Genomic DNA, 25,419 nt, shown 5'->3' with positions numbered 1-25,419 from the left:
TGTCCTGCAATTCGCTCACCCCTCTATAGTCGCGCATGTCCGGGCCGATCTCACATTCGCGGCGCAGCGGCCGCCCGGAGGTGAAGTGCGTCACGCGCCTGTCATCCCATGACCTTGCGCGCCCGCCCCGACTATGATCAGTATCAGACGAATCACCGCGACGGATCGATCCTGGCCGTACGGGTTCAACGACCGCCACTCGAAGAAGAGGTTCACGTGACACCAGCGCCCATGTCCCAGAAGTACTCCACGCTTTCCCCCTCGCTTGCCGTCGGGATCGACGAGCCTGACCGCAACCTCGCACTCGAACTCGTCCGCGTCACCGAGGCCGCGGCGATCGCCGGTGGTCACTGGGTGGGCTTCGGCGACAAGAACAAGGCCGACGGCGCCGCCGTGGACGCCATGCGCTCCTTCCTGCAGACCGTGCACTTCAACGGCGTCGTGGTCATCGGTGAGGGCGAGAAGGACGAAGCCCCGATGCTGTTCAACGGCGAGCACGTCGGTGACGGCACCGGTCCCGAGTGCGACGTCGCCGTCGACCCCATCGACGGAACCCGGCTGACCGCCCTCGGCATCAACAATGCACTGGCGGTCCTGGCCGTGGCCGAACGCGGCTCCATGTTCGACCCCTCCGCCGTGTTCTACATGGAAAAGCTCGTCACCGGCCCGGAAGCGGCCGACATGGTTGACCTGCGCCTGCCGGTCAAGCAGAACCTGCACCTGATCGCCAAGGCCAAGGGCGTCAAGGTCAACCAGCTCAACGTCATGATCCTGGACCGCGACCGGCACCGCCCCCTCGTGGAGGAAATCCGCGAAGCCGGCGCCCGCACGAAGTTCATCATGGACGGCGACGTCGCGGGGGCCATCGCCGCTGCGCGTGCCGGCACCGGCGTCGACGCCCTCATGGGCATCGGCGGAACCCCGGAAGGCATCGTCGCGGCCTGCGCCATCAAGTCCCTCGGCGGCGTCATCCAGGGCCGCCTGTGGCCCACGAGCGACGACGAGAAGCAGAAGGCGATCGACGCCGGGCACGATCTCGAGCGCGTGCTCTCGACCAACGACCTCGTCTCCAGCGACAACTGCTACTTCGCGGCCACCGGCATCACCGACGGCGACCTCCTCAAGGGCGTCCGCTACTCCAAGGACAAGGTCCTTACCCAGTCCATCGTGATGCGCTCCAAGTCCGGCACCATCCGCTTTGTCGACGGCGAGCACCAGGCCAGCAAGTGGGAAGGCTACGCCCGCAAGAGCTAGCACCTGAACGGCAGCACTGAACTGCACCACTGAATACAGCGAATCCCGGGCCGCCTCCGCGACCCGGGATTCGCCGTCTTAATCGCGGTTCTGATGCCGCGGTGCGGCGCCAGAGGCACCGGATTAGATAGGGTGGAGCCATGACGTGGCTCGTAACTGGCGGTGCAGGATATATCGGTTCTCATGTGGTTTCCGCCTTGCGCGGGGCCCGGATCCAGCCGGTGGTGATTGATTCCCTCTCCAGCGGGCACCGCGAGTTTGTGCCGGCCGACGTGCCGTTTATCCACGGCAGCATCCTCGACGCCGACCTCGTGGCCCACACGCTGCGGCACCATGCGGTGACCGGCGTGATCCACCTCGCCGGTTTCAAGTACGCCGGGGTTTCGGTCCAGGAGCCGCTGCTGACGTACGAACAGAACGTCACAGGCACCGCGCAGCTGCTCAAGGCCATGGAACTCACCGGCGTGGACAAACTGGTCTTCTCCTCTTCCGCGGCCACCTATGGCACGCCCACCGGCGACGTCGTCACTGAGGACACGCCCACCAACCCGGAATCGCCCTACGGCGAGAGCAAACTCATCGGCGAATGGCTGATCCGGGACCAGGGCAGGGCGCGGGGCCTGAACCACACCTCGCTGCGGTACTTCAACGTGGTCGGCTCCGGCTCGCCCGAGCTCTACGACACCAGCCCCCACAACCTTTTCCCGATCGTGCTGCGGGCTCTCACCGCGGGCCAGACGCCGCGCATCAACGGCATCGACTACAACACGCCGGACGGAACCTGCGTGCGCGACTACGTGCACGTGGCCGATCTCGCCACCTCGCATGTGGCCGCCGCCCAGGCCCTCGCGGCGGGCAAGTCGCTGGAGCGTGTGTACAACCTCGGATCCGGGGACGGACTGTCCGTACGCCAGATCATGACGGCGATGGCGCACGTCACGGGAATCGACTTCGAACCGGAAATCGGCCCGCGCCGGGCGGGGGATCCGGACCGGATCGTGGCCGACGGCACGCTGGCTGCCCGCGATCTCGACTGGAAGATGCGGCACTCCGTGGAGCAGATGGTGGCCAGCGCGTACGACGCCCAGCGGCACGCGATTACTGCCGCCAGCTAGCGCCGCCGGCCAACGCCGCCACCGGGACGCTGTACCGGCAGCGTCCTTAGCGGTTTGCCAGGGCCCGGGACCGGGCGCGCAGCCTCTTTGCGAGCTGGGCGCCCTTGCGGGCCAGCTGGTAGCTGCCGTAGCGCACCTTCCGGACCGGCAGGTCCCATGTTCCGGGATACGCGATCCCGCGGCCGCCGAACGACTTCTTGAACGCCGTGAACCCGGCCCATTTGTGCTCGGGCTCATCCGCGGGCGCCACGCCCCAGAGGTCCACGTGCTTGAGGCCCTTCGCCTGGGCGTCCTCGATCAGGGTGACGAGCAGGGGGATGCCCGCGCTGAGCTTGCGGTGGGTGTCATCAAGGGCGGCATGGGCGTAGGTCCGGGTGTCGGCCGAGTCGTAGGCCAGGGCTGCAGCAATGGGGTGGCCGTCGAGCTCTGCGATGAACAGCGTCGCGGCACCGGCCGGCATCAGCGAGCGGGCCACCTGGGTCAGGTACTCGTCACTTTGCGGCTTGAACCCGTTGCGGGCGGCCGTCATGTGCAAGAACTCCAGGAGAACGGCGATCTCTGCCGGATCCTGGCTGGAGCGGAATGTCACGCCCTTCTTGTGGATGTTGCGGAACAGGTTCCGGTTCGCGGGCTTCATATCCGCCAGGACGTCCTTGAAATCCCGGTCGAGGTCCACAATCCAGCTGAGCTCGGGCTGCTGGCTGACCGGGGCCGGCTGCAGGCCGCGGCTGCGGAGGACGGCGTCGGCTTCGGCGGCAGTGAAGCCTGCGGTGACCGGCTCAATCCGGACAAACACGGCCCCGCTGGCCCGGGCGAGGTCCGTCAGGGCCGCCAGTGCGGCATCGAACGCCGCCAGCGACTCGGCCACCGGGCCATAGGGGGAGTACAGCAGTTTGCCGGCCGGATTGGATTCCTCAACCGCGAGGAAGCGCCACCCGGAGCCGGACTGTTCGTGGACCGTGCGCCCCAGCGCGCGCTGGAACTGTGCCCACTGCGGGCTTTGCAGGAAATAATCCATGGTGTCAGGCTTCCAATGCGGTGGTGACGGCAAATGCCAGGGCGGGGCCGGTGGCGCCGGAGACGGCGTGGACGTTGACCGGGGCCTCGGCGGCGGGCAAGAAGGCGCTGGCGCCCCGTTCCAGCCGCAGCTCACCCTTCGGGGAGTCGAGGCGGACGGAGCCGGCGGTGACAATGACGACGGCGGCACCGGACTGCGCCAGCGGGACGGGCTCCGCTCCGGGCGCCAGTTCAATGCGCTGCAGCTGGAATTCCCGGAACGGCGGGCGGTAGAGTTCCTGGCCCAGCATTGTGGTCTCGGCGGGCAGCATGGGCACGGCGACGGCTTCGAACGCGACCGTTCGGAGCAGTTCCGGCACGTCCACGAATTTCGGCGTGAGCCCGCCGCGGAGCACGTTGTCCGAGGACGCCATGACCTCGATCCCGAGGCCGCGCAGGTAGGCATGGACGTTTCCGGCCGGCAGGTAGACAGCCTCACCCGGCGCCAGCGAGATCCGGTTCAGCAGCAGCGAAATCAGGACGCCCGGGTCTCCGGGGTAGTCATGGTTGAGGTTAACCACCGTGGTCAGCTCCGCCACGTGCGATCCCATGGGCGCACCGGAGACGAGGGCGGCCACGATCATCGCCGTGGCCTGCGAGACGTCTTCGCCGCCGGCGATGAGCCGCTCGAAGGCCGAGCGGAGGGCCGCGGGCTCGTCCGGCTGCGCCAGGTCTGCGAGCAGCATCGGAACAAGCGGCGGCAGTTCCAGCCCGGCGAGATCGAAGCACGCCGCCACGTGCAGGAAGACCGCGCGAGATTCCGCGGCCGGCCGGAAACCGCAGAGCGCCTCGAACGGTGTCAGCGCGAAGATCATTTCGGGTTTGTGGAAGGCGTCCTTGTAGTTGCGTTCCGGGGCGGCAGGGTCGACGCCGGCCGCCTCCTCACGTGCGAAGCCCTCCCGGGCCTGGGCGAGCGTCGGGTGCACCTGCAGGGACAGCGGCGCCTCGGCCGCGAGGACTTTGAGCAGGAACGGCAGGCGCGGACCGAATGCGGCCACGCTCGCGCTTCCCAGGCTGTGTTCCGGGTCCTCGGCGATCAGGGTGTCCAGCGCGAGCCGCCCGTCGTCGTGCGTTTCGGGCGCGTGCCGTCCGGCACCACCGGCCGCCGGCGTCAGCGCGACGGAGGGGGAGTCCGGATGGGCGCCGACCCAGAGTTCCGCTTCGGGACCGCCGGAAGCGGGCCTGCCCAGCAGTTGGGCGATGGCTGTCGGGGAGCCCCAGGCATAGGGCCGGAGGACGTTCTCAAGTTCGTACATGGCCTGGTCCCTGTCTCGTCAATGAAATGTCTCGTCAATGAATGTGGTCACTGTGCTGTGCTCAATGTTCTGTGGTCACTGTGCTGTGCTCAAACTGCTGCGGTCACTCTGACCCGGGCACCCGCGCCGCGGGCAGCGGGCGGTGCCCGGCGTGCGGGCCGGTGTTAGAGCGGCGCGCACTGGCCGTTGGTGGCGACGAGGTCGCGGATGGACTGTTCGTCGCCATTGCGCTTGAACTGGTTGAGCATCTCTTCGGTGATCGGCTCGCCGTCCGGCGTGGTGGTCACCGGCGTGAAGTCCGACGGCGAGGGCGGGGGCTCGGTGGCCGGCGCGGCACCGGCGGCAGAGAGCGGCCCCGCCGCCGTTCCGGGCTGCAGGACGGTATCGTCAACGACGGTGTTATCAGCTGCGCCGGCCGACGGGCTGGCCAGCAGTTTGTCCACCCGCTCGTGGATGATGTCGAAGTCCGGGGACGTGGAGAAAGCAGCGTCGAAGTCGGGCGGACCGATGGTCAGGCGGCTGACATCCTGGCCCTTGGCCCTAATGGCCAGGTCCACGAAGCTGCCGAGCTGGCCGGAGGAGACGTTCGATTCGACCACCTTGGTGCCAGCCTTGGCGATATCCTCAAACTTGGCCAGCAGCTTTGCGGGGTCGAGCTGCTTCAGCATCGCCTGCTGCACGCACTGCTGGCGCTGGATGCGGGCGTAGTCGTCCACGAATTCCCGGGAACGGCCGTACCAGAGGGCGTGGAAGCCGTCGAGCGTTTGGTCGCCTGCCGGAATCCAGCCGTCCGGCATGCCGTGGATGCCGTTGGCCTCATCCACCATCGGTCCGCTGATGGGGACCCAGCCGCCGGCCTTGATCCGGATGCCGCCCATGGCGTCGATCAGCTTGGAAAAACCGTCCATGTCCACCAGCACGTAGGCCTGGACCTTGATGCCCAGCGTTCCGGACACCGCTTCGAGAGTGGCCTGCGCACCGGGGTCAGCCACCCCGGGATAGAGGTCCTGATGTTCGTTGGTGACCTCGGTGTTGATCGCGTTGATCAGGCACTCGTCGCCGCAGTTGTAGCCCTCCGGATACACCTGGCGCATCGGGGAGTCCACGCTGAACTGGGCGTTCTGGAGGTTGCGGGGCACCGAGATGATCGCCGTGTTGCCGGTCTTGGCATCGACGCTGATCACTGAGAGGCTGTCCGGCCGGCGGCCCGTGCGGTCCGCTCCGGCGTCGCCGCCCATCATCAGGAAGTTGTAGCGGCCCTCGGAAGGTTCAAGGGTGGGACCGGAACCGGAGAAGATGCTGCCGATGGCGTCGCGGCTGACGTTGAGCAGGTAGGCCGCATAGCCCAGGGACCCGCTGCTGAGGATCATGGCCAGCACCAGCGCCAGCACCACCGCGGGGCGGATCTTGGGGGCGAGCAGCCCGGGCCGGATCAGCCGCAAGGTGTTCAGGAACAAGGCGCCCCAGCCGATGGCCAGCAGCCCGAGGCCGAGCACCAGCAAGAGCGAGGGCACCTGGCCGGCGAGGATATTGATCAGCGTGGAGCGGGACACGAGCAGGAGCAGCACGGCAATCAAGGCCAGCGCCCAGACCGTGAAGGTCACGCGCAGCGCAGCCCGCCCGAGCCGGCGCTTGCCCGCGACGATCTGGGCGCTGCCGGGGACCAGGAGCGTCATGAGGATCAGGACGAACGCCCGTTTGGTCAGCACCGGGGCCGGGGCTCCTGAGGGGTGCCGGACCGGGTCGCGCAGCACCCGCCCGGACTGCCCAGGGCTCTCAGTGCGGTGCGTGGGGGCGTAGCTGTTGCTCATGCCGGGAATCCTAACGGCTGCCCCGCATGGCGACGTTGCCGTCGGCGAACACTTCGCTGACCTTGTGCCGCAGGCTCGCGCCCTTCCGGGTTGCGACGTCGTTCAGTTCCTGGGCGAAGTCCAGAAGGTCCGCCCGGAGCTGGACGGCGAGTTCGTCCGTGCCCGAGGCCAGAATGCGCACAGCCAGGAGTCCGGCGTTGCGAGCCCCGCCGATCGAGACGGTGGCGACCGGAACACCGGCCGGCATCTGCACGATCGACAACAGGGAATCCATGCCGTCCAGGGTCTTCAAGGGTACGGGGACGCCGATCACGGGCAGCGGGGTGACTGAGGCGAGCATGCCGGGAAGATGCGCTGCCCCGCCGGCACCGGCGATGATGAGGCGAAGGCCGCGCTCGTGGGCGCTCTGGCCGTAGCGGATCATCTCCGTGGGCATCCGGTGGGCCGAGACGACGTCGGCCTCGAACGGGATCCCGAACTCTGCGAGGGCTTCGGCGGCGGCTTCCATGACCGGCCAGTCCGAATCCGAGCCCATGACGAGGCCCACGATCGGGGTGTCCGCGCGGGTGCCGGCCAGTGGGGTTCCTGCGGTGTTGGCTTCGGGGCTGGGTGCGGCGCTCATGCGGTCTCCTCGGAGGTTGCCGGCGTTGTGCCGGCATGTGCCCGGCCGTTTCGGATGATGTCGGCCACGGTGGTTGCCCGCTGCCGCACGGAGTCGACGTCGGCGGCTGAGGTCCCGACCAGGTTGACGTGGCCGATCTTCCGGCCGGGCCGGACGGCCTTGCCGTAGCAGTGCACCTTCGCGGCCGGCTCGCTCGCGAGGGCCGCGGGGTAGGCGGAAAAGAGGTCCTGGTTGGCGCCGCCGAGGAAGTTCTTCATCACCACGACGGGCCCGAGCAGGTCTGTGGCGCCCAGCGGCAGGTTCAGGATGGCCCGCAGGTGCTGCTCGAACTGGCTTGTCACCGAGCCGTCCTGGGTCCAGTGCCCGGTGTTGTGCGGGCGCATGGCGAGTTCGTTGATCAGGAAGCCCGCGCCCACGCCCGGCGTCTCGAAGAGTTCGACGGCCATGACACCGGTCACGCCGAGCTCGCTGGCGATCCGGACCGCGGCGTTCTCAGCGGCCGCGGCAACATCGAGGGGGATGTCCAGGGCCGGGGCAATCACTTCATCGCACACCCCGTCGACCTGGATGGTGTGCACTACCGGCCAGGCCCGGGTTTCACCGTCCGGCGTCCTTGCGACCATGGCCGAGAGCTCGCGGCTGAAGTCCACCTTGGCTTCGGCCAGGAGGGGGGACATGGCCTCGAACCAGTCGGCGGAGCCGGCTGCGTCCTCGGCCGAGGACACGATGCGCACGCCCTTGCCGTCGTAACCGCCGCGGGGCATCTTCAACACCACCGGCCAGCCGGTCTGCTCGCCGAAGGCGACGAGGTCCGCGACATCGGCGACGCTGGCCCACATGGGGTTGGGCAGCTCGAGCCGGTCGATCGCGGCCCGCATCACGAGCTTGTCCTGGGCGTTGACCAGGGCATCCGGGCCGGGATGGACGTTCACGCCGGCGCCGATCAGGGACCGCAAGTGCGCCGTGGGGACGTGTTCGTGGTCGAAGGTCAGAACATCCAGGCCGCGGGAGAACTCGAGCAGATGCTCCAGGTCCGTGTAGTCGCCAACCGGGGCGTTAGCCACGGCAGAGACGGCAGAGACGTCCTCGCCTTCGGCGAGAACACGGAGTTCAAAGCCCAGGGCGGTCGCGGCGGGGGCCATCATTCGGGCAAGCTGGCCGCCGCCAACAACACCGATTACAGGAAAAGTCACAAGTCCCAGCCTACCGAAAACCTCACGGGAACCCGGCTTTTGGGGATTGGCAAGCGCGGGAAGGGTGCCGAAGGGAGCCTTCCGTGCCCGCTACGGCGCCGCCCGGCGTCGGGTCCGCAGGTCGCCTTCTGAACGGCCACTGAGGGCGGACTCCCGGGAAACGGCGGTAAAATGGGCGTTTGGCCCAATGGCCGACAGTTCCAAAAGGCCACGGAGGGTCATGATTACTACACTTAACGAGCGCATGCGCGGGCTGGTCTCGCTGTTCTGGCGCGAAGTGGCCAAGTTCGGCGCCGTCGGCGGCATCGCGTTCGTCATTGACAACGGACTGACGTATTACCTGATGCACGGTCCCATGACCGACAGCGAGGCCAAGGCCCGCTTCTTCGGGGCCAGCGTGGCCACCGTGTTCTCGTGGATTGCGAACCGTTTCTGGACGTTCCGGCACCGCCGGCAGGCCAACGTGCTGCGCGAGTTCGTGATGTTCGTCATCATCAACGGGATCGGCATCGGCATCTCCACCGGCCTCACCGCCATCGCGAAGTACGGCATGGGTGTCACCGACAAGAACATGCTCTTCCTGGCCGGCGTGGTCGGCATCCTTGTCGCGACCGTGGTCCGGTTCTTTGCCTACCGCTTCCTCGTGTTCAACCAGGAACTCGACGAAGAGCCGGAGTTCTCGCACGACCACGAGATCATCGAACGGCACCCGCACGCGCCGCAGGAGACGCAGCCCGGTGCCAGCGTTTCCAGGACGGCCGTCCGGGAAGCCGTCAAGGATCCGGAGCTGCCCGGCCCGCCTGCCTGAGGGAAAGCCTGAGGAACAGTGGCTGAGGTTCAGTTCCCGCTGATGCGCTCGGCGGCCCGCAGCTTGCCCGTCACCTCGACCTCGGGGTGCACCAGGACCACGGAACCGTCGGCCTTCCAGGTTCCCAGTGACTGCGCAAGAACCGTCTCGAGGCCGTCGGCCGCCGGAACGAGCAGCCGCAGGCCCGTGTCACGGGCCGCGGCAAAATCGTCCAGGAGTGCAGCGTGCGCGTGGACTGTGCCGTCCGAGGTGCGGACCGCGAGGCGCTCTGCTTCCGGATCCACATGGGGCATGAAGATGTCGCCGTGGGAGCGCACCTCGGCGGCGTAATCGAGGACGCCGGTGGGCAACTCGCCCGTCCAGCGCATCGCCAGCGCCGGCAAGGACACCGCCAGGACGGCGTCGAACCCGCCCGCTGCAGCGCGCGGGCCCGGGTCCGCGGTGGCCAGCAGCTCCGCCTCCGCGTCGTCGAAGACCACTTCCATGCCGAGCTGCCAGGCCGCCAGGGCGAGGATCACTGACTTCCAGTGCGCCGGCAGGTCCAGTCGCAGCCGCATGCCGGGTTCGGCGTCGAGTTCGTCCTGCAACAGGTTGGAAGTCTTCGCCACCCAGTTGTCCAGCACGCGGCCGGAGAGTTCAACGCGCTCCGAATCGGGCCCGTACCAGGTCAGCCGGGGCGCTGTGGACTGGCCCGATCGCAGCGCTGTCATCAGTTCGATTGCCGGAATGCTCATGTCCTCATCTTGCCACGGCCCATCCGACCCCAGGCGCCGTGACGTCCGTCACGTCGGGGATGGCCGCGTCCGGCGACCTTCGCACGGGGGCGGGAAAAATTTCCCGAAAACTCAATGAAAACCCGCAGAAGTGCTCAGTACCCTGATTATTCCGCGGGTTCTTGCGGAAGAGGCGAAAAAATTCCGGGCGTGGCGTGCCTGCACTTTGTGTATCAAGTTGATTATTATCTCCGCCGTGGCTTGACTCCCGGATACTTACACGCGTGTAATTAGTTATCTAAGCCGCTGCGCATAAACCGGCACTCAACCGAGTGCCAAAGGGGGTCGTGCAGTGGCTGCAAATCAGGAGGGGGACGCCATGGGGCTAGCAGAGCGTATCCATGAAGATGCCGTAGTTGCCGGCCAGGCCACGGCGAAATACCGGTCACGCGGCGTGCCGAGTGACTGGTACGTAGATCCGGCCGATCCGGACGCGGTTGACCGCTATAACGAACACACCCAGGATTCCCGGCAGGGGGCCGCCACGGCCTTCCTCGCAGCGCACGACGAACTCCTTGCCGGCCCGGATCAGGACACCGATCCCCTCGACCCGCCGATGGAGCTCTATTCGCCCGGTTCCGGTTCCCCCGCGCAGCCCGTCTGGATCGGACTGCCGTCCCGGCAGGATTTCGACGACGAGGGCGAGCTCGGCTGGCAGACCGATGCCCTGTGCGCCCAGACGGATCCCGAAGCCTTCTTCCCTGAAAAGGGCGGCTCCACCCGCGACGCCAAGAAAGTCTGCGGCGCCTGCAACGTGCGTTCACAGTGCCTCGAATACGCCTTGTCCAACGACGAGCGTTTCGGGATCTGGGGAGGCCTCTCCGAGCGCGAGCGGCGCCGGCTTAGGAAGCGAGCAGTCTAATTCTTCAGGAAGTACGAGTCACCGCCGTCGTGGTCTCCCACGACGGCGGTGATTTTCTCCCCAGGACCCTTGCGGCGCTGGCGGCCCAGACGCGGCCCGTCGACGCCGTGATCGGTGTCGACACCGGCTCCCGCGACCACTCCGCTGCCCTCCTCGAACAGGAATTGGGCAAGGCCAACGTCACCGTCTTCGATCAGCCCAGGTCCGGCATGGGCGGAGCCGTCATGGCCGGGCTCAAGGACCTCTCACCGTGGCCTGCGGACGGACCCGGCGGCGCGCCGGGCGCCGAGTGGATCTGGTTGCTGCACGACGACGCCGCACCGGCACCTGAGGCCCTCGCCGAACTCCTCCACGCGGTCGAGCGCGCGCCGTCGGTCACGGTGGCAGGCTGCAAGCAGTTGGACTGGCATGCCGAGCGGCGGCTGATCGACGTCGGCCTCTCCACCAGCCGCTGGGCCGAGCGGCTGACGCTGATCGACGCCGACGAGCTCGACCAGGGCCAGTACGACGGCCGCAGCGATACCTTTGCCGTCAATTCCGCCGGCATGCTGGTCCGCCGCGACGTCTGGGAGGAGCTCCGGGGCTTCGATCCTGCACTGCCCGGAAGTGGCGACGACGTCGACTTCTGCTGGCGCAACCGCCTCGCCGGGCACCGCGTGGTGGTGGTCCCGAGCGCGAGGATGTTCCATGTTTCGCACCGTCCCCACGCCCTGGGCACCGCGACCGCCGCACGCAAGGCACAGGTCCATCTGCGGCTCAAACACGCGGCCGGCTGGAAAGTCCCGCTGCACGCCGCCGGCGCGCTTCTGGGGAGCCTCTTCAAACTTGTCCTGAGCATTGCAGTCAAGGACCCTGGGCACGGGTTCTCCCAGCTGCTGGCAACCTTTGCCGCGCTGGGCCGCCCGGCCGCGGTGATCCGCGGACGGCGCAACGCCGCGCGCACCCGCCGGGTCCGGCGCTCCGTCATGAAAGGGCTGCAGACCCCGCGCCGGGAGGTCTGGGCGCACCGGCGCTCCCTGATCGAGGCGCTTGGCGCCGACGACTACGGCGACGGACCCACGGGCACCGATCCGCTGGCAGAGCAGCCTACCGGGGACGCCGACGACTTCGCCGCCATCGCCACCCCGGACCGCGGTTGGGTGGGCAACGGTGCCGTGCTGGCCACACTCCTGACCCTGGCGGTTTCCCTGACTGGACTGCTCAGCCTGTTCCGGGCCCCGGCAGTTTCCGGCGGCGCGCTGATCCCTGTTTCACTGCGCCTCTCCGAAATCTGGAACCATGCCTCCACCTGGTGGATCAGCCTCGGAGCGGGCCTTCCGGGCCACGGCGACCCCTTCGGCTACCTCCTGTGGGTGCTGGGAGTGCTCGGCGCCGGCGACGCCAACGGCGCCGTCGGCTGGCTGTTGATCCTTGCCATGCCGCTGTCCGCGTTGGGCGCCTGGTTCGCCGCCGGCGCCCTGACGGCGCGCAGGAGACTGCGCCTGGCGGCCGCCCTGGTCTGGGCCGCGGCACCGGCGCTCCAGGTTTCCCTCAACCAGGGCCGGCTGGGCGCCTTGATTGCGCACGTCATGATCCCGGTGCTCGTCCTGGCGCTGCTCCGGGCGACCGGGACGGCGGCAGGCCGCGGCGTCCATGCCGTCCCGGCGCCCGGCCAAGGCCGGCTCGCGCCCATGCCCGCCGCCCGCCCCGGCATCAACGGCACGCCCTCCTGGACGGCCGCGGCCGCTGCGGGCCTCGCCATGGCCGTGGTCACCGCCGCTGCGCCGTCGCTGCTGGTGCCCTGCCTGAGCGTCGTTGCCCTGTGCGGCGTGCTTCTGGGCCGCCGCGGCCGCACGGTGTGGTGGGCGCTCCTGCCCAGCCTGGCGCTGTTCCTGCCGTTCGCCTTTTCGGTCCTGGACCGGCCGCGGGCGCTCCTGGCCGACCCGGGCCTGCCGCTCGGTTTCGACGCCGCCCCGTTGTGGCAGCAGGCCTTGGGCCAGCCGCTGAGCTTCGACGCCGGCGCCGGACTCACCGGACTCAGCGCCTTCGGCGCGTCCGCCGCGGGCTCCACCGGGCTGCCATGGGCACTGCTGCTGGCCCTGCTGTTCGGGCTGCCGGTGCTGCTGCTGGCCCTCGCCGCGCTGTTCCTGCCGCGCCGGATGGTGCTGGCAGGCCGCACCTGGACGGCACGCTGCCTGTGGGCCGTCGCAGTCCTGATGCTGGCCGGCGGCTGGCTCGCCGGGCATGTCGCCTCCGGCGCCAGCGCCGATGTCCTGGTCACGCCGTTCCCCGGCCCCGCCGTATCGGCGGCCGCCTTCGCCCTCCTGGGGTCCGCCCTTATCGCAGCAGAAGGACTCCTGGACGCCGCCGACCGGACCGCCGGGACCGGGCTGGCACGGAAGGTCCTGATCCGCGGCACGGCCGCGGCAGCCCTGACGCTGCTGCTGGCCGCACCCCTGGCCGGGTTCACCCTGTGGAGCGCGCAAAACCTGCTGCAGCCCACGGCACCGGCCCTGTCACTGGCACAGCCAGCCGCCGGGGAACCCTCCGGTCTCGGGACCCCGAGGCTCGTCCAGCCGGCCCAGGCCCGCACCCTGCCGGCCACGGCGGTTGACCGCGGCGAGGGCCCGGAACAGTCCAGGACGCTCCTGATTGCCAGCAACGAGGACGGAAGCTTCGACGCAACACTTATGCGCGGCGCCGGCACCACTCTGGACGCCCTGTCCACGATCGCCGCGGCCCGCGGCATCATGGGGGCGCCAGGCCAAGAGACGGTCCGCGACGACGACGCCGTCGCCGGTTCGCTCCGGAACGTCGTGGCCACCATTGTGGCCGGCGAAGGCGTGGATCCGCGGGAAGACCTCGAGCGGCTCGGCGTCGGATTTGTCGTGCTCCGGGTTGCCGATTCAGCGTCCGAGCTGACGGCCAGCCGCATGGACGCCGTCCCCGGTCTTGTCGCCGTCGGCCAGACCGGTACAGGCTGGCTCTGGCGGGTCAGCCCCCTGGACCGGCCCGGTAGCAAGGCCTCCGACGTCGCACACCGGGTCCGCGTGGTGGACGGCACCGGCACGACCGTCGGCCTGCTGCCTGCGGAGGAAGTCTCGGCCGCCGGCACCATCCCGGCCGGCCCCGAGGGCCGCCTGGTGGTTCTTGCCGACCGGGCCGATCCGGGCTGGAGCGCCTGGCTGGACGGCCGCCGCCTGACCTCAACGACGTCGGGATGGGCCCAGGCATTCACGCTGCCCGCCCAAGGCGGCCAGTTGAGCATCCGTTATGAAGCACCCTGGGCCGTCCTGATCGGAATTGCGCAGGCCGTGATGATCGGGCTGACCGTCCTCCTGGCCGTGCCCATGCCTGCCCGCCGGTCCAACGCCGGCCTGTCCAGGGACGAAGCCTCCCTGCGTAAGGAACATCAGCATGTCTAAGGGCGACAACAAAAACAAAAACGACGCCGGTCCGGCGCCGGAAACCCCGACGGACGCATCTTCCATGACGGAAACCCCGGCCGCTGGCGAGTCCGGCGCCGGTGCGGCGCTGCGGAAGAGGGGCGTGCCGCGGGCCGGCATGATCGGCGGTATCCTCTCCGCGGTCGCCCTCGTTGCCGCGGGCGGAGGCCTCGTGTCGGCGGCGTCGCTGACCCCCCAGAGTCCCGCCAGCCGGCATCTCGAGGCCCCTGTGGCCTCGGTGCCGGCCGGCAGCAGCGTCGGAGTCTGCCCGGGCCCGGCCCGGCTGCTTGAGGGCACCCCCGTGGGCACCGACCCCCAGTTCAGTCCGGAATCCGGCACCGCGAAGACCTCCGTCAGCGCCGCTGTGCTCGGCTCAAGCGCGGGCGTCATTCCCGGGAGCCGGCTGGCGCCGCTCAAGGGTGCCCCCCTCGCCGAAATCGCCAAGGGCGCCGCGGCTGCGCCCACCGCCTCCGCGGCTGCGGCCCGCACGCCCGTGCTGATCGCCGGCGTCGTGCCCCAGCGAGAGGTGGACAACATCAGCGTCCTCAGCGCCGATGCCCAGGACAACCGCCAGGCAGCAGCCGGCGCCGTCCTGAGCTACACGGCAGAGGACGGGGACCTCCAAGGCTCCGCGGCCGCCGCCTGCCAACAACCCGGCAACGATCTCTGGCTGGTCGGCGCCAACACGGCCCTCGGCCGGTCGGCAGTCCTGAACCTCACCAATGCCTCCAGCACACCGGCGACGGTGAGCCTGGACCTCTTTGGCTCCGAGGGCTTGATCCCGGCGCCCGGAAGCCGCGGCCTGCTCGTGGCGCCTGGCAGCACCCGCTCCATAGTCCTGGCCGGGCTTGCGCCGGGACAGGAACGGCTCGGCGTGCGGGTCCGCAGCACGGGCGGCCCGGTGGCTGCCGTCATCCAGCAAAGCGTGCTCCGCGGCCTCACGCCCGGCGGCGTCGACTTCATCACCCCCGGCACCGCCCCGTCCGTCAGCCAGGTGGCCGCCGGTCTCGAGATCCAGGATCCGGCGGCGTTGGCCGCGCTCACGGCAAAGCCCGGCTTCGCCGATGCGGGACCGGCCCTGGAAATCACCGTGCCCGGGGCGGCCGATGCCGTGGTTGAGATCAAGTTGTATGGACGCGACGGCCAGAAGGCGCTGCCCGGCGGCGGCGTGGTCACGGCGAAGGCCGGCGCAGTCACGGAAGTTTCCCTGGCCGGGGTCCCGGCCGGGACCTACACCGTCGCGGCAAGTTCCGATGTCTCGTTCGCGGCCACTGCCCGGCTCACGCGGGGACTGCAGTCCGGGGACGCCGCGGACATTGCGTTTTCCGCCGCCTCGGCCCGGCTGGGCAGCCAGCACATCGTTCCGGTTCCCCGCACCGGGGACCGGCAGCTCGTTTTCGGTGCACCCGAAGGCCGGGCGACAGTGACCTACACACCCATCACGGCCGACGGCAAAATCCGGACCGCCGGTACCGCCGACATTGCCGGCGGAACCACCGTGTCCATCAAGGTCCCCACGGACGTGGGCGGCTCGCCGCTCGTGGGCTATGTGGTGTCCGCCGCCGGGGACCCAGCCTACGGGGCGCTGGTCCTGGGGCGGGATGGCCGGCAGGACATTTCCGCGGTGGCCCTGGCGCCGGAAGCGGCAGGACAACAACAGGTCCCTGTCACGCTGGGGTACTAGTACCGGCGGCGATAGACCGGGTCGAGGGACTCCGGGGGTACGCCGAGCATCTCAGCCGTGTATTCCACGACGACGTCGTGGACCAGGTCCTGGAGCTCGTCCCGGGTTCCGCACGCCTGCTCCACCACCCGGCGGTACAGCGTGATGACCGGTCCGTCCTCGGCCGTCGCGGCCGTGAAGGCGCCCATCGGCGCGGGCGTGCGGTCCGCCACGAGCTGCTCCAGGCCGGGAGGGATCTCGTCGACGGCGAAGCGGACACCGTCGAGGGGTTTGCCCCAGATATCGTGCAGCCGCTGCGCCGAGTCCAGGACGAAGTCATCGAAGCGGTCGGAGCGGGTCCGGTAGCCGGGCAGCGTGGGGAGCATGAGCTCGCCACGAAGACCCCGGCCGTGCCGGTTCCTGCGGCGCTGCCGGAAGTTTTTTCCCCGGACAGCGGTGGGCGATCCGGCCACAGGCGCGCCGGTGGGGCCGGAGCCGGCGCCTGTACGTCCGGCGTCGGGGTCAGCCAACCGGACCGTAAAACCCGAATCGTGGTGCGATGACTGCATATCTTGACTCTAAACCCGCGGAATGATTTACGCGATACAGGCCATGCGGCGATCCGCCGCCGCACCGCCGCGGCACGACCACGGTCGTTTCAATGCGCAGCCCCCGGCCCGAGGGGGAGTAGTCTGTGATGTCGTGGGTGCAATTCGTCTTTGTTCAAGGTCTGCCTGCCGCAATTCTGCGGTGGCCACTTTGACGTACGTGTACGCCGACTCCACAGCCGTCCTGGGCCCGCTCGCGACGTACGCCGAACCGCACTGCTACGACTTGTGCGAACAGCACGCCGACTCGCTGACCGTTCCGCGCGGCTGGGAAGTCATGCGGCTGGCGATGCCGGCAACCCCGGCCGGTCCCGGTCCCGACGACCTCCTGGCCCTCGCCAACGCGGTCCGCGAGGCCGCCTCCCGTCCGGCCGCGGCGGAACCGGCAAAGGGGCAGCGCACGCTGCACCCGGCGCTGGAAGCACCGGCACCGGCCGAGGGCACCAGGCGCGGGCATCTGCGCGTCCTGCGCGAACCTTCCTAAGGCGCCAACTGGCGGTAGGGTGGAAACTGCAAAAAGCCGTCAGCCACCGGCGCCCTTTCGCGGCGCCCATCAGGGAGCGTTCACCATGCCCAAGCTCAGTCCCGAACTGTTGTCTGTCCTGCGATGCCCCGTCACCGGGTCCGGCCTGGTGCAGGAAGGCGACGAGCTCGTCACCGCCACGGCGGATGAAGCCGGGAACAAGCTGCGGTACACGATCGAGGACGGCATCCCGCTGCTGCTGCCGCCGGAGCTCCTGCCCGCTGCCGCGGCGGCCGCCTCTGATCAGCACGACGCCGGCCAGCCCGGCGCCGGCCAGCCCGACGGCGGCCAGCACAGCACAGCCCCGCGCCACGCCGCGGAATAACGGGCGCCCAAATCATCTCCCGGCCACCCATCAGGAACGCACCCGGCAACGAATGACTGCCTAGACCCAGAACCACCTGGTTACAACCAGCTCCAGACACGCAACGCCACCGGCCACAACAAAGGATTCACATGACTTTCGATTACAAGATTGCGGACATTTCCCTGGCCGAGGCGGGCCGCCATCAGATCCGCCTCGCCGAGCACGAGATGCCCGGACTCATGTCCCTGCGCGAGGAGTTCGGCGCCAGCCAGCCGCTCAAGGGCGCCCGGATCGCCGGATCCCTGCACATGACGGTCCAGACCGCGGTGCTGATCGAGACCCTTACCGCGCTCGGCGCAGAGGTCCGCTGGGCCTCCTGCAACATCTTCTCCACCCAGGATGAAGCCGCCGCCGCAGTTGTGGTCGGCACCGGCACCGTCGAGGACCCGCAGGGCGTCCCCGTCTTCGCCTGGAAGGGCGAGACGCTGGAGGAATACTGGTGGACGGCCCAGCAGATCCTCACCTGGCCGGGCGCCGACGCCAACCCTGAGCTGGGTCCGAACATGATCCTGGACGACGGCGGCGACGCCACCATGCTGGTGCACAAGGGGGTCGACTTCGAGGCCGCCGGTGCTGTCCCCGCCGCCACCGAGGACGAGTCCGAAGAAGGCCGGGTCTTCCTCGACGTGCTGCGCGCCTCGCTCGCGGCCGACCCGCAGAAGTGGACCCGCATCGGCTCCGTCCTGCTCGGCGTCACCGAGGAGACCACCACCGGTGTGCACCGCCTGTACCAGCTGGCGGAGCAGGGCAAGCTGCTCTTCCCGGCCATCAATGTCAACGACTCCGTCACCAAGAGCAAGTTCGACAACAAGTACGGCATCCGCCACTCCCTGCCGGATGGAATCAACCGCGCCACCGACGTCCTCATGGGCGGCAAGGTCGCCGTCGTCTGCGGCTACGGCGACGTCGGCAAGGGCGCTGCGGAGGCCTTCCGCGGCCAGGGGTCGCGCGTGATCGTCACGGAAATCGATCCGATCTGCGCCCTCCAGGCGGCCATGGACGGCTACCAGGTCGCCAAGCTGGAATCCGTCCTCAGCGAAGGCCACATCTTTATCACCACCACCGGCAACAAGGACGTCATCATGGCCAAGCACATGGCCGGGATGCGTGACAAGGCGATCGTGGGCAACATCGGCCACTTCGACAACGAGATCGACATGGCCGGACTGGCGCGGGTCCCCGGCATCAAGAAGGTCGAGATCAAGCCGCAGGTGCACGAGTGGGTCTTCGAAGCCGACACAGACGCCCAGCGCTCCATCATCGTCCTGTCCGAGGGCCGGCTGCTGAACCTCGGCAACGCCACCGGACACCCCTCCTTCGTCATGAGCAACTCCTTCGCCAACCAGACGATCGCCCAGATTGAACTGTTCACGAAGGCCGGCCAGCCCGAGGGCGAACGTGAATACGAGAAGCAGGTATACGTCCTGCCGAAGATCCTGGACGAGAAGGTCGCCCGCCTGCACCTGGGTGCCCTCGACGTGGAGCTGACCGAGCTGTCCAAGGAACAGGCCGAGTACCTGGACGTCGACGTGGCCGGGCCGTACAAGCCTGGTCACTACCGCTACTAGGAAGCCTCCCAAGGGGCCCCGGACTCAGGTCCGGGGCCCCTTGTTGTGACCGTTTTGGGGGCACTTTTGTAACCGGATCGTGGTCGAAACGGTCCGGGGTTCCAAGGTAACTCGCTTATGCTGGCAAGATGACGTGTGGAAACGCCCGGGTCCTGTGATGGCCCTGAAAAACTGGAGTACTGGCCGCAAGATCGCCTTGGTGGGCGTGGTCTGCGCCCTGGCAGCCGGCGGCGGGGCCTTCGCAGCGGCGGCTCCGGGGATCGCCCAGCCGGCGATTTTCTCCGAGGCGGGATCCCCGGCCCGGACGACGCCGGGACTCGCCGTCCCGGTGGTGGCCCCCGCGGAACTTGCCGTCGCACCGGCCGACGGCGCCAAGCAGGTAAACCCCGCAGCGCCGGTATCCCTCAAGGTCACCAACGGGCGCATTGACCGGGTGGCCCTCACGACCGACGCCGGCGACACCGTTGACGGCACCCTGAGCGCGGACGGGGCCGCCTGGACTTCCTCCGGCGACCTGACGTTCAACACTCGGTACAACTTCAATTACTCCGTGGTGGATGACGCCGGACGCAACACCAACAGCACGCGGACCTTCACCACCGTCTCTACGGCCAACGAGGCCGACGCCGCGATCTACCCCCTGGACGGGATGAAGGTGGGCGTGGCCCAGCCCCTGCAGATCACCTTCAGCGAGCCGGTCCTGAACCGGGACGCCGTCGAAAAGGCCATCAAGATCACCTCCACTTCCGGCCAGAAGGGAGATTTCCGCTGGTTCAGCAAGAACACCGTCAGGTACCGGCCGGAGGCCTTCTGGGCAGCGAACAGCACCATCACGATGGACATGCAGCTGTTCGGCGTCGAGTTGGGCAACGGGCAGGTGGGCAACTTCAACAAGACGGTGACCATTCGCGTCGGGGACAAGAAAGTGGCAGTGGCCGACGCCAAGGCCCATACCTTCTCGGTGAGCATCAACGACCAGCCGGTCGGGAAGTGGCCGGCGACCATGGGGGACAAGCGGTTCCCGTCTGCCCGGGGCTATCTCGTGTTCATGGAGAAGCACCGGGTGGAGCACATGGACGCCTCCACGATCGGGCTCAAACCGGGGGATCCGGCCTACTACGGCCAGCTTGACGTCAACTACGCCACGCGCCTGACGCCCAGCGGGGAGTTCATCCACCAGGCCACGGATTCCGCAATGCCCTACATCGGCAAGGCGAACCTCTCCCACGGCTGCATCGGCCTGGGCCCGGACGGGGCGAAGTGGGTCTTTGACAACATGACCACCGGCGACGTCGTCCAAGTGGTGAACACCGAGGGGGAGTACGCCAACTTCGATGACGGCTACGGGGACTGGAACATCCCTTGGGCCCAATACGCCAACTGACGGGGTGGCACCTCGCCGAGCCTGATCCTCTGACGGTAGGCTCGGAGCCAGATAAATTGCGCAGCCGGGCGCAGGCCGGGCAGCACAGAAGCCTACGGAAGCGAAGCTCCACGTGACTGACAAGAGTCCCACCCCACCCGACCGGCCGGATCCGCACCTGGATCCCACGGACGACACCGACGAGCCGGCGTTCGACTGGATGAAGCCGGCCTCCGCCGCCAAGCCCACCGCAGGCTCCGCAGCCGCCCCTGCCGGCAAGCCCGCTGCCACCTCCGCCGCAGGCTCTGCCGGCAAGCCCGCTGCCACGAAGCACGACGGCGCAGCTGCTGCGGCCGCCGCGGCGGCGGCGTCCGCAACCAGCCAGCCAGGGAGCCGCGCCGACCGCAAGGCGGCCGAGGCCGCCGTCCTCCAGACGGAGGCCGGGACGTCCGGTGCATCAGCCGGAGCACGCCAGGACTCCGCCTCCGACGAGCCGCTGCAGACCACTGCCCTGCAGACCACGGCCCTGCAGACCACGGCCCTGCAGGATCCTGCCCAGGAGGACGCCGAACGCCGCAATGCCGAACGCCGGAATGCCGAACGCGAGCAGGCCGCCAAGGCCAAGCCTGTCCTGCCCCGGGTGATGCAGGTGCTGCTCGCCGTGTTCTACCCCCTCATCCTGCTGGTGCTCGCCGTCCGCGCCGTGACCAGCCCCATGTTCCTCTGGGTGGAGTACAACCGGCCAGGCTTCCCCGGCGACGGCTACGGCTTCAGCACGGATGACCGCATGACCTACGGCTCCTACGCGGTGGACTACCTGAGCAACTGGTCAGGCCCGCGCTACCTCGGCGATCTTGTGGACCTAAGCGGCGAGCGGCTGTTCAAGGACGGCGAAGTCAGCCACATGGCCGACGTCAAGGCCGTCATCTTGTCCACGTTCGGTGCCGGCACGCTGCTGATCCTGCTGGGTCTGGTTGCCGTGATCTACCTGTTGCGGAAACACAACGGGGGAGTCCGCCGCGGCCTGTTCGCCGGCTCGATCGTCACCCTCGCGGTCATCATCGGCCTCGGAACCCTCGCCGTGCTCGGCTGGGAGCAGTTCTTCACCGATTTCCACCGGATTTTCTTCGCCAACGGGACCTGGACCTTTACGCTCCAGGACACCCTGATCCGGCTGTTCCCGGGCCAGTTCTGGATGGACGCCGGGATCGTCATCGGAGCCCTCGTCCTGCTTGCTTCCCTTCTCACCCTGATCCTGACCTGGCCCACGCGCCGGCGCCGCGGCCTTGGCAAGAAGGCCGGCACGTCCAAAGTCACGGACGCAGACGCTGACGCCGGCACTGACGCCACCGCCGAGGCTGCGCCCGCGGCAGACGGCACGCCCGGTGGCACCGGCAACGAGGCAGAGGGCGCTGCGCGCACCCGGCACACCGTCTAAGAGGGCCAGTTGCCCCTTGGGGTTCAGCCGTAGATGCGGTTGATGTGCTCCGCGTAGTCCCGCACGACGGCGGCCCGCTTGAGCTTGAGTGAGGGGGTCAGGTGCCCTGACTCCACGGTGAAGTCGGCGTCCAGGATGACGAAGCTGCGGATGGACTCGGCCTTGGAGACCAGGAGGTTCGCCTCATCGATGGCGCCCTGGATTGAGGCCCGGACGCTCTCGTCGGCGGCGGCTTCGCCCGGGGCCATGACGGGCACCTTCCGCGCCGTGCACCAGTTGTGCAGTCCTTCCGGGTCCAGGTTGACCAGTGCCGAGACGAACGGCCGGCCGTCGCCAACCACCACGGCCTGTCCGACCAGCTGGTGCTCCCGGATCTTTTCCTCGAGCGGGCCCGGGGCGACATTCTTGCCGCCGGCCGTGACCAGCAGGTCCTTCTTCCGGCCCGTGATGGTCAGGAAGCCGTCCTCGTCGAGGGAGCCGAGATCGCCGGTCCGGAAGAAACCGTCGACGAACGCCTCCGCGTTGGCGGCCTCGTTGGCGTGGTAGCCCTTGAAGACGCCGATGCCCTTGACCAGGATCTCACCGTCGTCGGCCACCCGGACCGTGGTTCCCGGCACCGGGATGCCGACTGTGCCCACCTTGGTCCTTGCCGGGGTGTTGGCCGTGCATGGCGCCGTGGTTTCCGTCAGGCCGTAGCCTTCCAGGACGGGGATGCCAGCGCCGCGGAAGAAGTGGGCATCGTTGGAGCTCAGCGCGCTGGCACCGGAGACCGTGTACCGCAGCTGGCCGCCGAATCCCTGCCGGAGCCGGGGGTACAGCAGCCGGTCGAAGACTGCGTGCCGGGCACGCAGGAAGAGTCCGGGTCCGGTGCCGTTGCCGCGGGAGGCGGCGTCCAGGGCCTTGGAGTAGTCGATCGCTGCCGCCGCTGCAGCCGTGAAGATGCGGCCCTTGCCCGCGGCGGCAGCCTTCTGCGCGGCTCCGGCGTAGACCTTTTCGAAGATCCGGGGGACAGCCAGCAGGAAAGTGGGCTTGAAGCTGGCCAGGTCTTCCAGGAGCTCCTTGGCGCTTGCGGTGTGTCCGAGGGTGGAGCCGGAACTCAGGCAGATGACCTGCACCGCCCGGGCTAAAACGTGCGCCAGGGGCAGGAACATCAGCGTCCGCGAACGCGGCTGCAGGAGGATCTCGGGCAGGAAGAGGGCGACGTTCTTCGCGACCAGGGCAAAGTTGGCGTGGGTGATCTCGCAGCCTTTGGGCTTGCCGGTGGTGCCGGAGGTGTAGACCAGGGACGCAACGTCCGCCAGGGACGCAGCGGTCCGGTGGCGTTCGAGCTCGGCGTCGGTCACCCCGGTGCCGGCCGCGGCCAGGCTCGCCAGGTTCGGTGCCGCGCCGTCGTTCTCCATCCGCACTACGGAGACAAGCCGGTCTCCGAGGACGGCGGAGGCGTCCAGGACGCCCTGGACGAGGACCGCCTTGGCAGGGTCCTCGACGAAGACCCGCAGGGCCCCCGAGTCGTGGAGGATCCATTCGACCTGGGCCGCGGAGGAGGTCTCGTAGATCGGGACGGTGACGCCGCCGGCGAACCAGATGGCGAAGTCCACCACCGTCCACTCATACCGGGTGGCGGACATGACGGCGACGGTTTCACCAGGTGTCAGTCCGCCGGCAATCAGGCCCTTGGCCAGGGCCGTGACCTGCCCCAGGAATTGTTGGACGGAGACATCGGTCCAGCCGCTGGGGCCCTTGCGGGAGTAGAGGGCGTGCACGGGGTCCTTCGCGTGCTGCTCCAGGAGCAGGTCCGTCACGTTGCTCTCCGGATCCAGCTCCACGAGCAGTCCGGTGCTTGCTTCTCTCACAGCCGAGTCTCCATTTCCTGGTCCGCCCGGAGTTCGGCGGACTTCCCCTGCAATCCTGCCCTAGATCCAGGACGGCATCCACATCCGGATACGCCAGTCCTGGTACGGGATCACCTCGGCGGTCCAGACCGGATAGAAGAACGCGGACACCAGCACGGCCGCCACCACGAACAGCGCCACCAGGTAGAACCCGGATCGCCGGCGCCAGAGGGGGTCGCCGCGCTGGCCGAGCACCAGCCCCAGGCAATAGACCAGCGCCAGCACCAGGAACGGTTCAAAGGAGACCGCGTAGAAGAAGAAGGTGGTCCGCTCCGGGTACAGGAACCAGGGGAGATAGCCCGCGGCGACTCCGGCCAGAACCGCGCCGGCGCGCCAGTCGCGGCGGCCGGCCCACCAGAACAGCAGGACGCCCAGACTCACGGCCGCGCTCCACCAGATCAGCGGGTTGCCCACGGAGAGGATGGCGGTGGTGCAGTTGCTGAGATCGCAGCCCGGGCTGCCCTGCCCCGGGGATTCGTAGAAGAAGGACGTGGGCCGGCCCATGACCAGCCAGCTCCAGGCGCTGGCCTCGTACGGGTGGTCCGAACTCAGGCCCTGATGGAACTTGTAGGCTTCAAGGTGGTAGTGCGCCAGGGACCGTACGGCGTTCGGCAGCCAGCCCCACTCGGCCGAGGGGTTGGTCTCGGCCCAGTGCCTGAAGTAGGCGTCTTTGGACCGGAACCAGCCGGTCCAGGTGGCGCCGTAGACCACGGCGGCCACCGGAACGATGCTCAGGAAGGCCGGGACGCCGTCCTTGAGGATGCCGCCGCTGATCCAGGCATGCACGCCGGCGATGCGCCGCGCGCTAAGGTCCCAGAAGACGGTCAGCAGGCCGAACCCGGCCAGAAAGAACAGGGCGGACCATTTCGTGCCGACCGCCAGGCCCAGGCACACTCCCGCAGCGAGGCGCCACCACCGGATGCCGAGCCAGGGCCCGGAGGTGAGCTGGAGCGCGGAGGGACGCCCCGTGGCGGAGGCTGCGGCCTGCCGGCCGAGCCGGGCTGCCAGCCGCCGCCGGGCGTCGTCGCGGTCCATCAGCAGGGCGCCGAACGCGGCGAGGATCCAGAACATGAGGAAGATGTCCAGCAGCGAGGTCCGGGACATGACGAGGTGGTGGCCGTCCACGGCGAGCAGGACGCCGGCAACGGCGCCCAGGGTCAGCGAGCGGAAGAGCTTTTGCGTGATCAGGGCCAGCAGGAGGATGGACAGCGTCCCTGTCAGGGCAGCACCGAACCGCCAGCCGAAGGGATTGTCCGCCCCGAACAGCCACATGCCCGCGGCAATCATCCATTTGCCGACCGGCGGGTGGACCACGTACTCCGGCGTGTTCAGCAGCACGCCGGGATTGCCGGCGATGAAGGAGTCGTTCGCCCGGTCGGGCCAGCTGCGCTCGTACCCGCTGACCAGGAATGAATACCCGTCTTTCACGTAGTACGTTTCGTCAAAGACCAGGTTTCGCGGCGTGTCTAGCCGGACGAACCGCAGGACGCCGCCCAGCGCGGCCGTGAGGACTGGAATGAGCCAGTACCAGAGCCGAAGCGACGCCGGGTAGTCCCGCCAGCTCTGGATGCTGCCGATCAGGCGTTCCCGGAGGGCCTCGGCCGTGTTGGCCTCGGCGGGGCGGCCGATCCAGCGGTGTCCCTCCAGATTGCGTCCGGTGCGGAAGCGGCCGCCGGTTCTGCCGCTGGCGCTGCTCGGACCTGTTGTCGGCGATGCGGCGGGGCCAGCCTCGGGCGGCCGCGTGGGGGTCTGGATCACGTTGCCATGCTACCTTTCGCGGCTGTGCTCGCAGGGCCGCGCCCCGGCGGCAGTAGGCTGGTCC

Annotated in this window: 20 protein-coding genes; 11 read left to right on the top strand and 9 right to left on the bottom strand. The window is 68.7% G+C overall.

Annotated features, from left to right (window positions below):
* Positions 1 to 231: 231 nt before the first annotated feature.
* Positions 232 to 1,254, top strand: coding sequence for a class II fructose-bisphosphatase (glpX, locus tag LQV16_RS17510; protein WP_175460428.1), 1,023 nt, complete (start codon positions 232 to 234; stop codon positions 1,252 to 1,254).
* A gap of 140 nt (positions 1,255 to 1,394) precedes the next feature.
* Positions 1,395 to 2,369, top strand: a complete 975-nt coding sequence (gene galE / locus LQV16_RS17505) for a UDP-glucose 4-epimerase GalE (RefSeq protein WP_229995169.1) — start codon at positions 1,395 to 1,397, stop codon at positions 2,367 to 2,369.
* Between the two features lie 46 nt (positions 2,370 to 2,415).
* Here galE and LQV16_RS17500 read toward each other — a convergent pair whose 3' ends face one another.
* The 5 genes from LQV16_RS17500 to LQV16_RS17480 form a co-directional block, all read right to left on the bottom strand.
* A complete protein-coding gene (locus LQV16_RS17500; RefSeq protein ID WP_229995168.1) occupies positions 2,416 to 3,387 on the bottom strand; it encodes a peptidoglycan bridge formation glycyltransferase FemA/FemB family protein in 972 nt (323 codons plus the stop codon).
* Positions 3,388 to 3,391: 4 nt separating this feature from the next.
* Positions 3,392 to 4,681, bottom strand: a complete 1,290-nt coding sequence (gene manA, locus LQV16_RS17495) for a mannose-6-phosphate isomerase, class I (RefSeq protein ID WP_229995167.1) — start codon at positions 4,679 to 4,681, stop codon at positions 3,392 to 3,394.
* 164 nt (positions 4,682 to 4,845) lie between these two features.
* A complete protein-coding gene (locus LQV16_RS17490; RefSeq protein ID WP_229995166.1) occupies positions 4,846 to 6,492 on the bottom strand; it encodes an LCP family protein in 1,647 nt (548 codons plus the stop codon).
* Between the two features lie 10 nt (positions 6,493 to 6,502).
* Positions 6,503 to 7,027 carry a 5-(carboxyamino)imidazole ribonucleotide mutase gene (gene purE, locus LQV16_RS17485; RefSeq protein ID WP_229995172.1) on the bottom strand — a complete coding sequence of 175 codons (525 nt, stop codon included), beginning with the start codon at positions 7,025 to 7,027 and terminating at the stop codon, positions 6,503 to 6,505.
* 83 nt (positions 7,028 to 7,110) lie between these two features.
* The gene (locus LQV16_RS17480; protein WP_229995171.1) at positions 7,111 to 8,259 is read right to left on the bottom strand and encodes a 5-(carboxyamino)imidazole ribonucleotide synthase; all 1,149 of its coding nucleotides are present in this window, start codon (positions 8,257 to 8,259) and stop codon (positions 7,111 to 7,113) included.
* Between the two features lie 268 nt (positions 8,260 to 8,527).
* On the opposite strand from LQV16_RS17480, the gene LQV16_RS17475 reads away from it, so the two are divergent.
* A complete protein-coding gene (locus LQV16_RS17475) occupies positions 8,528 to 9,115 on the top strand; it encodes a GtrA family protein (RefSeq protein ID WP_229995165.1) in 588 nt (195 codons plus the stop codon).
* Between the two features lie 29 nt (positions 9,116 to 9,144).
* Here LQV16_RS17475 and LQV16_RS17470 read toward each other — a convergent pair whose 3' ends face one another.
* On the bottom strand, positions 9,145 to 9,849 hold the full coding sequence (locus LQV16_RS17470; RefSeq protein ID WP_229995164.1) for a TIGR03089 family protein: 705 nt from the start codon (positions 9,847 to 9,849) through the stop codon (positions 9,145 to 9,147).
* Between the two features lie 358 nt (positions 9,850 to 10,207).
* Here LQV16_RS17470 and LQV16_RS17465 point away from each other — a divergent pair, with 358 nt between their 5' ends.
* Genes LQV16_RS17465 through LQV16_RS17455 form a run of 3 tightly spaced genes read left to right on the top strand, consistent with a single transcriptional unit; the run spans position 10,208 to position 15,859 of the window.
* Positions 10,208 to 10,750, top strand: a complete 543-nt coding sequence (locus tag LQV16_RS17465; RefSeq protein WP_229995170.1) for a WhiB family transcriptional regulator — start codon at positions 10,208 to 10,210, stop codon at positions 10,748 to 10,750.
* On the top strand, positions 10,750 to 14,154 hold the full coding sequence (locus tag LQV16_RS17460; RefSeq protein ID WP_356815809.1) for a glycosyltransferase family 2 protein: 3,405 nt from the start codon (positions 10,750 to 10,752) through the stop codon (positions 14,152 to 14,154). The genes LQV16_RS17465 and LQV16_RS17460 overlap by 1 nt, the downstream gene beginning before the upstream one ends.
* Positions 14,147 to 15,859 carry a DUF5719 family protein gene (locus tag LQV16_RS17455; RefSeq protein ID WP_229995162.1) on the top strand — a complete coding sequence of 571 codons (1,713 nt, stop codon included), beginning with the start codon at positions 14,147 to 14,149 and terminating at the stop codon, positions 15,857 to 15,859. Before LQV16_RS17460 ends, LQV16_RS17455 begins: the two co-directional genes overlap by 8 nt.
* Here LQV16_RS17455 and LQV16_RS17450 read toward each other — a convergent pair.
* Positions 15,856 to 16,407 (bottom strand): metallopeptidase family protein, encoded by a 552-nt coding sequence (locus LQV16_RS17450; protein WP_229995161.1) that lies wholly within the window; start codon positions 16,405 to 16,407, stop codon positions 15,856 to 15,858. The two genes, LQV16_RS17455 and LQV16_RS17450, sit on opposite strands and share 4 nt — an antisense overlap.
* A 133-nt stretch (positions 16,408 to 16,540) precedes the next feature.
* Here LQV16_RS17450 and LQV16_RS17445 point away from each other — a divergent pair, with 133 nt between their 5' ends.
* The 5 genes from LQV16_RS17445 to LQV16_RS17425 all read left to right on the top strand — a co-directional run bounded on the left by LQV16_RS17445 (position 16,541) and on the right by LQV16_RS17425 (position 21,705).
* The gene (locus tag LQV16_RS17445; protein ID WP_091250737.1) at positions 16,541 to 16,930 is read left to right on the top strand and encodes a DUF3499 domain-containing protein; all 390 of its coding nucleotides are present in this window, start codon (positions 16,541 to 16,543) and stop codon (positions 16,928 to 16,930) included.
* Positions 16,931 to 17,015: 85 nt separating this feature from the next.
* Positions 17,016 to 17,294: a hypothetical protein gene (locus LQV16_RS17440; protein WP_229995160.1), complete on the top strand. Its 279-nt coding sequence runs from the start codon at positions 17,016 to 17,018 to the stop codon at positions 17,292 to 17,294.
* A 131-nt stretch (positions 17,295 to 17,425) separates the two neighbouring features.
* Positions 17,426 to 18,904 (top strand): adenosylhomocysteinase, encoded by a 1,479-nt coding sequence (gene ahcY, locus LQV16_RS17435; protein ID WP_229995159.1) that lies wholly within the window; start codon positions 17,426 to 17,428, stop codon positions 18,902 to 18,904.
* Positions 18,905 to 19,061: 157 nt separating this feature from the next.
* Positions 19,062 to 20,288: an Ig-like domain-containing protein gene (locus LQV16_RS17430; protein ID WP_229995158.1), complete on the top strand. Its 1,227-nt coding sequence runs from the start codon at positions 19,062 to 19,064 to the stop codon at positions 20,286 to 20,288.
* A gap of 112 nt (positions 20,289 to 20,400) precedes the next feature.
* A complete protein-coding gene (locus LQV16_RS17425) occupies positions 20,401 to 21,705 on the top strand; it encodes a TIGR01906 family membrane protein (protein WP_229995157.1) in 1,305 nt (434 codons plus the stop codon).
* 23 nt (positions 21,706 to 21,728) lie between these two features.
* Here the strand turns inward: LQV16_RS17425 and LQV16_RS17420 are convergent, their stop codons facing one another.
* Together LQV16_RS17420 and LQV16_RS17415 are read right to left on the bottom strand one after the other, a co-directional pair.
* Positions 21,729 to 23,558, bottom strand: coding sequence for an AMP-dependent synthetase/ligase (locus LQV16_RS17420; protein ID WP_229995156.1), 1,830 nt, complete (start codon positions 23,556 to 23,558; stop codon positions 21,729 to 21,731).
* A gap of 60 nt (positions 23,559 to 23,618) precedes the next feature.
* Positions 23,619 to 25,355, bottom strand: a complete 1,737-nt coding sequence (locus tag LQV16_RS17415; protein ID WP_229995155.1) for a phospholipid carrier-dependent glycosyltransferase — start codon at positions 25,353 to 25,355, stop codon at positions 23,619 to 23,621.
* Between the last annotated feature and the right edge of the window lie 64 nt (positions 25,356 to 25,419).

The sequence above is a fragment of the Arthrobacter sp. Bi26 genome (assembly GCF_918697925.1).
In the GTDB taxonomy this organism is placed as follows: domain Bacteria; phylum Actinomycetota; class Actinomycetes; order Actinomycetales; family Micrococcaceae; genus Arthrobacter.
This window is presented reverse-complemented; position numbering and strand designations above follow the sequence as displayed.